This window comes from Rhodococcus opacus B4, assembly GCF_000010805.1.
Taxonomy (GTDB): Bacteria; Actinomycetota; Actinomycetes; order Mycobacteriales; family Mycobacteriaceae; genus Rhodococcus_F; species Rhodococcus_F opacus_C.
The window spans coordinates 3012613-3024453 of the sequence record NC_012522.1; the positions used below are offsets into that span (position 1 = coordinate 3012613).

Here is an 11841-nt window from a genome sequence, read left to right on the forward strand (position 1 = left end):
GTACACCTCAGCTCGAACGGAATACCGGCGGAAGCACACGCTCCGTCCACTTCGTCATCTGCTCGTACGCGTGGGCGAGTTGGAGAACGTCCCGGTCAGTGCCGTGCCGTCCGATTATCTGAATTCCCATCGGGAGCCCGCGGACATCGAACCCGACCGGCATCGCCGCAACCGGGAGGCTCGTCATCGTCCACGGCGCGACGGTCTCCATCCATCGGTGATACGTATCCATGGGTCTGCCGGCGATCTCGGTGGGCCAGTGCGTGGACTTGTCGAACGGAAATACCTGAGCACTGGGCGCGAGGATGTAGTCATATGTTTCGAACATCTTCGTGAGGGCCGCCTGCCAGTCGTTGCGGGCTGCCGCTGCCTTGGTGACGTCGAGTGCGGACAGTGCGATTCCGTGCTCCATCTCCCACACGAATTCGGGCTTCATCTGCGCACGTGTCCGAGGGTCGTCGTAGAGGTCGACCAAGCCGAGCTGGGCCCACCAGCGCCATCGCAGAAAGAGCTGCCAGATGTCTTCGGGCCGGTAGTCGGGGAGCGCTGCCTCGACGCGGCAACCGATGGTCCGGAACGCGTCGAACGAGGACTCGCAGAGTTCGAGAACTCCGGGTTCCGTCGCCAGGTACCCGTCCCAGTCCCCCACCCAGGCGATCCGCGTTCCGCGGAAGTCCCGCTCGAGGTTCCGTGTGAATACCCCGGGGTCCTCGTCGATGCCGAGCGGGGCGTTGGCGGCGGGCCCCGCCATCGTCGACAAGAGCTGCGCCACATCGGCCACCGACCGACCCATCGGGCCGACAACCGCGCCCTGCGCGATGAAGCCTGGCTCCGGAATGCGCCCCCACGACGGCCGAAATCCCACGACATTGTTGAAGGCGGGCGGGTTTCGCAGCGAACCCATGTAGTCGCTGCCGTCGGCGACCGGGAGCATCCGCAGTGCCAGGGCCGCGGCGGCACCGCCACTGCTTCCACCCGCGGTGCGTGACGTGTCGTACGGTGTCGCCGTCGTCCCCCACACCGGGTTGTACGTTTGGGACCCGAGCCCGAACTCGGGGGTGTTGGTCTTGCCGATGACAATGGCGCCCGCGGCCTTGATCCGCGTGACGAACAGCTCGTCCGCATCGGCGATCCGATCGGCGAAAATGGGTGATCCGGAGGTGAACGGAAGCCCCTTGGCGGCGGAGAGGTCCTTGACGGCGTGCGGGAACCCGTGCATCCAGCCGAGGTAGTGCCCGTCGGCGAGCTGTTGGTCCCGCTCGCGCGCCTCGGCCAGCAACTCGCCCCGATCGCGCAGGGCGACAATGGCGTTGACGCTGCGATTGTGCAGTTCGATGTGGTCGAGATAGGCTGTCATGACGTCGACGCACGACACTTCGCGACTCTTGATCAAGCTACTGAGGGTCAACGCATCGCACATGACGAGGTCGTCGAAAGTTTTGCCGGAGTCGTCTGCGTTGACAAGGTCGATGGCGTGTGACACGTGTGAACCTCTCCACGGTTGCGGAACGAATACTTGTGGTCGAGGTTGCGCCGCGGACCGGTTTCCGGACGCGGCGCAACCTCATTCACGTTGTGACCGAGGACTATTGACCGAGGTCGACGATGGCGGCGACGGGTCCGCCGCCCTCCGGACCCTGGTGTGCCGCCGACACGGACACGAACACCGCCGGGTCACCGGTGACCGAGGACGCGACACCGCCGACGCACGACTTGATCTGGCGGTGCCAGTGCACGTCCGAGTCGTCGAGCATCGCATTGCGACGGCCGCGCACCGTCCCGTCCTGACTCGCCTCACACTTGAGGAAGACGTTGACGAGCCGGTCGTCGAGGTCGCTCGTGTGCGGCCGCTCGGGCAGTTCGAGTCCCGCATCCCGGATCGCCGACCAGATGCCGTCCTGATCGAGCGGATCCGTCATCACGCTGTGCCCGATCCGGTAGCGGCCGCCGATACCGCGCGCGTTGCCCACAACCACGATCTGAGCCCTGTCCAACTCGACACCCGAGGAACAGGAGGCGACCGACGAGTAGAGGTCGCGGCGGTGCATGACATCGGCATCGTCAGGCATGTCGATCTCACCGAGAGCGACGGCAATCCCCAGCGCCGTGACACCGTTCGACAGGTCCATCGACTCGTGCGTGTGCTCGGTCCACACCGTCTCGCCGCGGCTCTTGGCGTCTCGGATGGTGTGGATCGTCAGCAACGGCGTCTTCGTCTGCACGTAGTGCACGTCGGCGGGGTCGGTGATGCCGGCGTTGTCCATCGCCATCTTCACCGCTGCGGCCACCTTGGTGATCATCGCGGTGCGGCCGATGTCCTCGGGAAGGAGCTGCTCACTCATCGCGACACCGACGGTCAGTCGCGGCTCTTCGGTCTTCGTCGCTTTTTCTGCCGGCACCGTCGCGAAGATCGTTGCGTGCGGGCTGATCACACCGTCGGTGCCGCCGGACCAGACGATGGGCACCTGGGCCACCTCGTCCGTGCTTCGGCTGCCCTTGGCGGAGAGGACCTCGCGAAAGGCCCGGTCGGCGATGATGCGCGTGTAGTCGTTGACGCCGCCGTTGCCCTCGGTCTTGCCGATGACTGCAACGACGCGGTCCGCTTCGAGCACACCGTCGTCGATGAGCTTGGCCAGCTCGCCGGCGTCGGACACGCTGTGCAGGGGAACCTTGCGGACCTCGATAGCTTCGGGCATTGACATCTCCTCTGTATGGGGCTTGCGGGGTAGTCGAGATCAGCCGGTGGCGATCGGAACTCTCACGCCGCCCACGCTATGAGGGCGATCACACTCGGACATTGGCAAAGTTTGCCCAAACCACATTTCCTATTGGGCATATTTGGCCGTCGCCGCTGATGACAGCCGCCTCGCCCACGCCCCGGTTCTGTGCACCGGGATCCCGCGCGTCTCGACCGCGTCGAAGATCCGAGCGGGTTCAGGGTCGCGAGACTCTTGGTTCTAGTCCCATCGGAGATCGCCACACAGTGGCCAGTACGGACATTGGCTGCGGGAGGCAAGGACGATCTGTGATGCTGGGCAGAAGCGACCGCGGACGACACCAGAAGGGTCATGATGGCAGAGACCCCGAGCGACGGCTCCACCTCAGGGGACAACGCGGTGTCCGTCCGTGCCGCCGCCATCCGGGCCGCGGCCAGAAGCGAAGCACCGAAGCACGGGCGGCTGCTGGAATCGGCCAGGGATGGACGCATCCTCAGCGCGGTCATGCTCCGGGTGTTCGCTGTTTCGACACCCCCCGGGCACGGAGTACTCACCACGACCGGACGCAGGAGCGGCAAGCAACGTCGCAACTACGTTCGCGCGATCCGGCGTCAAGACAAGGTGTACGTCGTGATGCTACGCCCGCCCGCCCTGGCACTCGAGCGACCTCTGGCCGTTTCATCCTGGGTGTGGAACATCCGAAGCAACCCGAACGTATATGTGCGACTGCGACGCCACACCTTTGCCGGTGTCGCGCGCGAGATCAGCGACCCGTTCGAGCTGCAGCAGGCCAGAGAAGCGATCTGCGAGACCGTGCACCTCATCGACTACGGCGAATGCCGGCTTCATCTGCGCGGGCGCCCCTCCCGGTCCAAGATCAAGGACCTCCACCGCTATTGGTTCGACACCGGTATTCCACTCGTGATCGAGCTCGCAGAACAGGCGAGGTGACCGACGTTCGTTCCGTAGGGAAGACAGGCACCTACACACCGCTCATTCGCGGTGACCAAGCGGCGGTCCATAGGTCCCTTTCACGCGCAGCCACCAAGCACCTCTGACCAAGCGATTGGCGCATCGACGCGACTGACCAAGCGGGAACGCCAGGTTGCTGCCCTGATTGCCGAAGGGCTGACCAAATCAGGCCATCGCTGCCCGCCTGGTGATCCCTTCCGCACCGCGCAAGGGCACGTGGAGCACATCCTGACCAAACTGGGCATCACCTCCCGGACACAGGTCGCGGCCTGGGTGGTGGACCGCACGCATGACTAGGCCGACGAAACCCTTACGGGCCTTGCTAGCTGTTGTTACGAAGCCCGTCATTCGAGCCTTTGCTCGCGTTCCTATGGCCCCAAGCCGACCCTTCGCGCACCTGACGCCGCGATCGCCGCACGCGCCGGCCACCAAGAGCAATCTGGGAAGTCGGCGCGCGCACGAGGACTGTGATGCGAAGGTGAGGCGCGAGTGAGGTCGTCAGCACTGCATTCGTCGACATCGCTGGCGATTGTCTCATTGACCTAGTCGATGTGCGAATCGAACCACTCGAGCATAAGTTCGGGATGCTCACCGAAGTAGTTGTATCCGCGGAACCGCTCGGTGGTGTCCTCGATCCAGAACAGCTTCTTGTCCTGCGCCGCGATGTTGTCGTAGATGGTCTGCACGTCGGATGGCTTTGTAAGGGAGTCCTCGTGTACTTGCACTACGAGAGTGGGTAGCTGTACCGCTTTCGCATGCTCGATCGGCGACAGCTCGTCGATATGAAAGCCGGTGCGTTTGTGGATCGCCGCGTCGAACAACTCGGATCCATTGTCGATTCCGGCGTCCTCCGATGCGCGTTCGATGAATGGGCGTGCAGAAACCGGCTGCAGTGCGATCAGTGACTTGACGTGACTGAACTCGTCGGGATGTTTGTCGATGGCGACGATCGTCGAGTCGCAACCGAGGCATACGCTGAGAAGCGAGGTTTTCATATTCGACGTGTCCTTGCGTGATCTCGCGTATCGCAGAGATCCGATCACGTCTCGGTATTCGAGGAGACCGATGCCGACGGTGCCGCCGTTCCCTGCTCCGCTGAGCCCGTGGTTGCGCAGGTCGTACGCTAGGACGTTGTAGCCGGCGTCGTGGAGAGACTTGTACTGCGGCAAAAAGCTGACTTCGAAGCCGCCGAAGTTCGTCCACGGTTCCAGGTGGCCCGGATAGCCGTATCGATTCCCTGGCATGAAGTGGTTGCAGATGACGAGGCGATCAGTCTTCGCTGGTATGAACCAGCCCTCGAGGGGAACGCCGTCGAGGGAGGGAAAAAAGACATCTTCGTAGTCCAGGCCGACCTCGTCGGGGCGCCGGAAGATCGGCGTTCTGTACGACGTGGCGAAGAAGTCTGCCAGGCCGTCGATCACTTCGTTCGATTTGTTATCGGTCACGGGAGTTCACTCCTATGTTGCCGGGACCGGTGGCGTCGTGGTAGCACCCATCCCGGCATCGCTGATTCAGATGTTCTACATGTCTCGCGGGGCGCGAGACGCCAGGCATCGGTTGAAGGCCTGACCATTCCTCATTTCTCCATGGAGCCGGCATCGACCGGCAGCGCCACCCCGGTGATGTACCGGGACTCGTCCGAGGCAAGGAAGAGCAGCGCGTTCGAGACGTCGTCGAGTTCCACCCAGGGCACGGGGATCAAGTTCTGCTGGGCGAACCCGGCCCGCGCATCGTCCACCGTCGGCCGGGGGAGGTCCGGTCGGAACAGTTCCAGGACGGCATCGCTCAATCCCATTCCTGTCGGGACGATTGTGGTGTGGATGGTGTTTACCCGGATGAATTCGGGAGCGAGCTCGATGGCGAGCGTGCGCATCAATCCCACGACGCCGTGCTTGGCCGCCGAATAGTGGGCCAAATTTGGGGTGCCACGGAGGCCGGAGCATGAACTGGTGAGCACGATGGATCCACCCTTGCCGGCGATGAGATGAGGGATCGCGGTGGCGCAGGTGTTGTAGACACCGACCAGATTGACGTCGAGCAGGTCCTGCCACATATCGGAGCTCAACTCCAGCGTTTTGGCCGGTGACATCACCCCCGCGTTGGCACTGACGATGTCCAGGGCGCCGAAACGTGCCACTCCCTCGTCCACGACCGTGGTCAATCCTTCTCGGTCCCGGACGTCCGCGTGACGAGCCAAGATTCGTCCGCCACTTTCCTCCACGAGCGCGACGGTTTCGGCGAGATCGGCCTCGGTGCCGAGTGCATACGGGATCGTGTCGATGTTCCGGCAGACGTCGATCGCGATGATGTCTGCCCCTTCCTGCGCCAGCCGCACGCAATGGCTGCGGCCCTGTCCCCGCGCTGCTCCGGTCACGAGCGCCACTTTGCCGGACACTCGCCCCTGTGTGTGAGCCACTCGTTTCCTTCCGTCGAAGTTTCTGTCAACGCGCGCCGTACGGGAGGGTTCGTTCCTCATTCAGGTCCCACACCACGGCTTTGGATCGCGTGTAGAGGTCGATCGCGTCGAATCCGTTCTCGCGGCCGTATCCGCTTTCCTTCATCCCACCGAATGGAATGGTCGGATGGATGGCTCGGTAGGTGTTCACCCACACGGTGCCCGCTTCCAGGTTCCGTGCCAGATATTGGATGGCGCGCGCGTCGTTGCCCCAGATCTGGGCAGTGAGCCCCAGCCTTGCTCCGTTCGCCCGAGCGAGAACCTCGTCGATGTCGGAGTACCGCAGCACGCTGGCGACCGGGCCGAATACCTCTGTGCTGGCGACGATGTTGTCATCAGTGACGTCTATGAGGACGGTGGGGCGATAGAAGTACCCCTCACCCAGTGCCACCTCGTCCGCTCGACAGCCGCCCGCCAGCCGGGTCGCGCCCTGGCCGACAGCGGACGTGACGATCGAGTCCACCCGCTCGAGTTGCCGTCCGCTGATCAGGGCGCCCATCTGCGACGCTGGATCGCGCGGCGGGCCTACCCGGATCGACCGGGCGAGCGATTCGATCCGGTTCACCGCCTCGTCATACAACGCGTCGGGCACGAAAATGCGCGATCCCGCTGCGCAACTCTGCCCGCTCTTGACGAAGTTCGAATGCAGGATCGACGGAATCGCCGTGTCGAGATCGGCATCCTCGAGCAGAATTACGGCGCTCTTACCGCCGAGTTCGAGGCTCAGCGGCGTGATGGTCGCGGCGGACTGTGCGATCACCGTCCGGGATGCCTCCGGGCTACCCGTGAACACGAGCATTCCGATCTCCGGGTGCTCGGTCAGCGCGCGACCGGTCACCTCCCCCCGCCCGGTGACCACATTGACCACGCCCGGCGGAATCCCTGCCTCGAGCGCGAGTTCCGCCATTCGGAATGATGATATCGGCGCAACTTCCGGCGCTTTGAGTACGAAGCAGTTTCCTGCAATCAGCGCCGGCCCGGCCTTCCAGCCGAACATCATCGGGTTGCCGTTGAACGGGTTGACCCCGGCCACGACGCCGTACGGTTCCCGCGCCTGATATGCGACGCGGTCCGGATACTGCGCGAACGATCGGCCCTCGATCTTGTCGGCCATTCCCGCGTAGTACGTCAGCCAGCGGGCTCCGCCGTCGACGTCGCCGAGTGCCTCTCGTCGCAGGTGACCGACGTCGTCGGTCTCGAGGTCGGCGAGTTCGTCACGCCGTTCGGCGATCAACTCGGCCCAGCGGCGGACGAGCCGACCCCGTTCGTCGGGGGCCATGTCTCGCCACGTCTCGCGAAAGACCTGCCCGGCGGTCGTGACGACCTCGTCGACGTGGCCGGCCGACGACTCGAACGCCTCCGCCCACACCTGACCTGTTGCCGGGTTCTCGATCGGGATGTACTCGCCCGACTCCGGAACGACGGAACCTCGCGCCCCGACGATTCCCACTCGCGGCATGTGCGCCACCGTGGCCATCATTACCTTCTCTCTGTGGATGTCAATACGTATCGGCCGCGCATTCCCGGTCTCGCGGCGGCGCGGTGTGCCTCTGCCGCATCCTCGAACGGAATCGTGCCCGCGACGCGCAGAGCGATCTCGCCGCGCTCGGCCATCCGGACCAGCTCCACTGTCTGCTCGGTGTTCGGGCGGGCGTTCAAGAACCGCCAGTCGAGCCCGCTGTTCGCCGGACGCTCCCCGACCGCGCTCACAGCGACACCTCCGGGCTGCAGGCCGCCGAAAACCGACCGGTCGACCGGGGCGGTCGCGAAGAGCGCGTCGGCCGGGCCGCCCAGTGCCCGCCGCAGGTCGCCGCCAACATCACGCGAGGTGCGTGAGATGAAACGTCCGCCCCGCCCCTCCACGAACTCGCGGTCGCCATCACCGGCAACACCCGCAACGGCGATGCCGCGGTGTACCGCCAGATCCATGGCAAAGCCTCCGAGATTTCCTGCAGCGCCCAGGATTGCAAGGGTGTGGCCACGCTGAAGTCCTAGCAGGTCGAGTGCTTGGAATGCGGTGTTCCCGTTGAGTGGCAGAGTCGTCAACGCGGCCGGTGATAGCGATGACGGGCAGGGTGTTACCGATTCGATTGGAACGACGACGAAGTCCGCCTGCGTCCCCTCGCGGGTGTCGAACCAGTACCGCCAGCCGGTTACGGTAATACCGATGATTCCGGTATCGACGTGGGGTCCTACTGCATCAATGCGACCGGCATAGTCCCAGCCCAAGACCAATCGTCCGGCCGGCTCGGGGGTCTCGCCGTAGTGCCCGGCCCTGGTCGCGAGATCGACCGGGTGCACGCTGGCCGCCTCCACCCTGACCCGGGCTCCGCCGGGTCCTGGGTGGGGCATCGGAATCTCTGCTATTTCGATGACTTCCGGTCCACCGAAACGGCTGACCGTTACCGCTCGGTTCATGACGTACCTCGCTGCGCGGCTCCGTGGTCCATGATTCCGTATAGTCCGCCGGGTGTGGAGACCCAGATACTGAATCCACCACTCAATTCGGCGTTATCGCCGAGCGGACTGATTCGTGGGCGTCGCGATTGCCGCGGCGCGACGTTCCTACCGACACCAGCAGGATCGCCCCCATCCCGATCACCGCGAAAACCGAGAACGCGTAAAAGTTCCATTGGTAACCGAGCGTGGCGGCCGCGATCCACCCGCCGAGGATCGGACCGACCACTGCGCCTGCGCGACCGATTCCAATAGTGAGACCGATTGCGGGAGCCCTCGAGGTTCCCGTGAAAACCGTGCCCACATAGCCCATGATCAGGATCTGGGTGCCGATCGTACCCAGGCCGGCGATTGCCACGAAGACGTACAGCATCGGCAGTGGCATCCGGAAGCTGAGCATCAGGATCGATACCGCGGCGAGCAGCAGCACCGTTGCCGTGACCTGTCGTGACCCCAGTCGATCGGCGAGGGTCGAGGCGATGAGGACTCCGACCATGGCGCCCGCGTTGAGCACGAGGAGAAACATCAGTGAGCTCCCGAGCGAGTAGCCCGCTTGCTTCATGATTTGGGGCAGCCACGTGCTGATGCCGTAGGTCATGAGCAGACCGCAGAAGGCTGCGACCGTGAACAGTGCAGCTGCACGCCGGTGCGCGGGTTTCAGGAGAGCGCGCATCGACGCGGAGTCGGATGACTCACTCGACGCCGGGCCGGTCCGCCCCACACCGAAGTCGCGGGCGACCGCGTCGGCGTCCTCCACCCGGCCACGGCTCGCGAGATACGCCGGCGACTCCGGGAGGTACCGCAGCGCCAGCGGAAACACTGTGATGAGCGGCAGAAGGCACAGTGCGTACATCCATCGGAACCCGAGGTCGGGCAGCAGGACGATCCCTGCGACCGCAGCGGCGATCCCGCCGAGGCAGTACCCGCAACAGGACAGCGCGTTGTTGAATTGGCGCCGGCCGGCGGGTGAGAACTCGATGATCAGCGCAACGGACACCGGAACGAACCCGCCCAGACCGAGACCCCCGATGAATCGGAGGACCCCGAATACCTCGGGGCTTGGCGCGACCGCACACAACCCCATCGCGGTCGCGAACCAGACCATCGAACCGAGAAAGAGCCGTCGCGGCCCGAATCGACCCGAGGCGGCCCCCGACGCGAGTGCGCCGATGAGCATCCCGACGAGGGTGAAACTGCCGATGGCACCGGCCTCCATCGCGGTGACACCCCACGGTTCGTACCCCAGCAGCGACGGCACCGTCGCTCCGTAGACGACCAGGTCGTACCCGTCGCAGATCAGCGCGGCGAAGCAGAGCGCCACGATGACGTTCGAACTTCGGTGTCGTCCTGTCGAGCTGCTGCCGACTGCGCCGCTCGCACTCTCGGCGTCACGCGATACCGTCATGATCTTCCTTCGTCGTATCGATGTTTCGGTGCCATGAGTGCTGGCGTGGGGCCGGGTGGGACGCGACGGTCCCACCGCCGCGCTGGTCAATCGCGAGTCGCGGGAATCATGGTGGCGACGAATGTGGCGGAACGGTCACTCCGGTTGCTCCAGGTGTGCTTGGTTCCGCGTTGGACGAATGTGTCCCCGGGTCGCAGGAGCGTCTCGGAGTCCTCGAGTACGGCATACAGTTCGCCGGTCACGATGGTGACGATGTCGATGGTTTCGGTGACGTGCAGTCCGCTGATGGCGTCGTCGGCGGTGTAGGCGTCCCCGGCTTGCAGGTCGCCGAGGGCGCTCTCGTAGCCCGCGGCCGCATCCCACTCGCTGTCCGGCGGGAACGTCGCGAGCCGTACGACGACACCCTCGGCCGGAGGTGCGAGAGCGACGGTGCCGTCGAGGGTGTCCTTCGCATCGACCGACGCCGGAATGGTGGCGGCCTGCCAGACGTCGGCGACGGTGAATCCGTCGGTGACGGCACGGGTGGTGGTGTTCTCGTCCAGTACGATCGTGGATTTTCCGTTTCCGTTGACGCCGGTCACGACGCGCCGGGCCTGGAATTGCTTGTGGTCGGAAGGCATGTGTTCCCTTTCTCGGGTTGTGGTTGTGAGGAAGTCGTCGTTGGTAGGTCAACAACGCTCGGATCTATTGGTCGTGAAGGATGACGCCGCGAATCAGCTTGCCGTCCTTCAGGTCCCGGAATCCCTGGTTGATGTCTTCGAGTCGGTAGTTTTTGGTGGCGAGTTCGTCGAGTTTCAGGTCGCCCTTGTCGTAGAGGCGGAGCAGCCGGACGATGTCGTAGTGCGGGTTTCCGGAGCCGAACATGGTTCCCTTGATGGTCTTTTCGAACTTCGTCAGCACGGCACCCGACACGTGAATGGTGAGCTTTTCCGGTGCGGCCAGTCCGGTGACCACGACGACGCCGCCCCTGCCGACGGCGTCGAACGCGTTCTGCACGACCTCTTCGTCGACGACACCCACGGTGACCAGCGCCTGATCTGCGCCCTGACCCCAGGTGATTTCGTTGATCTTCTCGGCCGCCTCGTCGGCCGTCGCGAACGCGTGGGTGGCGCCGAACTTTAGGGCGGTTTCTCGCTTGAACGCCACCGGGTCGACGGCGACCACGTACTTCGCGCCGGCACTGACCGCGCCCTGGACGGCATTGATGCCGATTCCGCCGATTCCGTAGATGACCGTGGTGTCCCCGACGCGCACGCCGCCTGCGTAGACCGCGGTGCCCCAGCCGGTCGGCACACCGCATCCGACCAGGACTGCCGTCTCGAGCGGCAGCCAGTCGTCGACCTTGACGACGGAGTGCTGTGAGAGCGTCGCGCGTTCGGAGAAGGTGCCGAGCATGCAGAGGCTGCCGAAGTCGAGGCCGCCTCCGTGGTAGCGGGTTCCGCTGTCGGGGAAGGTGCCGAGGACAGCGTTGGCTCCGAGGTCGCACAGGCTTTGCCGGCCGGTGGAGCAGTAACGGCAGCTTCCGCAGGACGGGATGAAGCTACAGACGACGTGGTCGCCGGGTCCGACCTTGGTCACCCCGGGGCCGACCTTCTCGATGATGCCGGAACCTTCGTGACCTGCAACGATGGGATATCTAGGCGTGAGGTCGCCGTCGAGCAGGTGCAGGTCGGAGTGGCAGAGTCCGGAGGCGACGAATTTGATCTGCACCTCGCCGACTCCGGGTTCGTCGATGTCGAGTTCGCGGATCTCGAACTCGGTGCTGTTTTCCAGCAGCACCGCAGCTTTGGTCTTCATGGATGTCTCCGTATCGAAAGAGTCAGTGGGGAAGTATT

General features: G+C 64.5%; 10 protein-coding genes and 1 pseudogene. 2 read left to right on the forward strand and 9 right to left on the reverse strand.

Going from position 1 to position 11841, the window contains the following annotated elements; genetic code table 11:
- Window positions 1-7 precede the first annotated feature (7 nt).
- On the reverse strand, window positions 8-1483 hold the full coding sequence (locus tag ROP_RS13885; protein ID WP_012690001.1) for an amidase: 1476 nt from the start codon (window positions 1481-1483) through the stop codon (window positions 8-10).
- Between the two features lie 103 nt (window positions 1484-1586).
- Entirely contained in the window at window positions 1587-2696 is a 1110-nt protein-coding gene (locus ROP_RS13890) for a ring-opening amidohydrolase (protein ID WP_012690002.1), read from the reverse strand.
- A 375-nt stretch (window positions 2697-3071) separates the two neighbouring features.
- On the opposite strand from ROP_RS13890, the gene ROP_RS41125 reads away from it, so the two are divergent.
- Both ROP_RS41125 and ROP_RS13900 read left to right on the forward strand, forming a co-directional pair.
- A complete protein-coding gene (locus tag ROP_RS41125) occupies window positions 3072-3668 on the forward strand; it encodes a nitroreductase family deazaflavin-dependent oxidoreductase (protein WP_193384856.1) in 597 nt (198 codons plus the stop codon).
- A 120-nt stretch (window positions 3669-3788) separates the two neighbouring features.
- Window positions 3789-3986 (forward strand): annotated as a pseudogene (locus ROP_RS13900) (response regulator transcription factor); the annotation flags it as partial.
- Window positions 3987-4231: 245 nt separating this feature from the next.
- Here the strand turns inward: ROP_RS13900 and ROP_RS13905 are convergent.
- The 7 genes from ROP_RS13905 to ROP_RS13935 form a co-directional block, all read right to left on the reverse strand.
- Window positions 4232-5134, reverse strand: a complete 903-nt coding sequence (locus tag ROP_RS13905) for an alpha/beta hydrolase (RefSeq protein ID WP_012690005.1) — start codon at window positions 5132-5134, stop codon at window positions 4232-4234.
- Window positions 5135-5265: 131 nt separating this feature from the next.
- Window positions 5266-6105, reverse strand: coding sequence for a mycofactocin-coupled SDR family oxidoreductase (locus ROP_RS13910; RefSeq protein WP_012690006.1), 840 nt, complete (start codon window positions 6103-6105; stop codon window positions 5266-5268).
- 25 nt (window positions 6106-6130) lie between these two features.
- Window positions 6131-7603 (reverse strand): aldehyde dehydrogenase family protein, encoded by a 1473-nt coding sequence (locus tag ROP_RS13915; protein ID WP_231868910.1) that lies wholly within the window; start codon window positions 7601-7603, stop codon window positions 6131-6133.
- A 20-nt stretch (window positions 7604-7623) separates the two neighbouring features.
- Window positions 7624-8562 (reverse strand): NADP-dependent oxidoreductase, encoded by a 939-nt coding sequence (locus ROP_RS13920; protein ID WP_012690008.1) that lies wholly within the window; start codon window positions 8560-8562, stop codon window positions 7624-7626.
- Window positions 8563-8644: 82 nt separating this feature from the next.
- On the reverse strand, window positions 8645-10006 hold the full coding sequence (locus ROP_RS13925) for an MFS transporter (protein WP_012690009.1): 1362 nt from the start codon (window positions 10004-10006) through the stop codon (window positions 8645-8647).
- Between the two features lie 86 nt (window positions 10007-10092).
- Window positions 10093-10626, reverse strand: a complete 534-nt coding sequence (locus ROP_RS13930) for a cupin domain-containing protein (RefSeq protein ID WP_012690010.1) — start codon at window positions 10624-10626, stop codon at window positions 10093-10095.
- A gap of 64 nt (window positions 10627-10690) precedes the next feature.
- Window positions 10691-11803, reverse strand: coding sequence for an NDMA-dependent alcohol dehydrogenase (locus tag ROP_RS13935; RefSeq protein ID WP_012690011.1), 1113 nt, complete (start codon window positions 11801-11803; stop codon window positions 10691-10693).
- Between the last annotated feature and the right edge of the window lie 38 nt (window positions 11804-11841).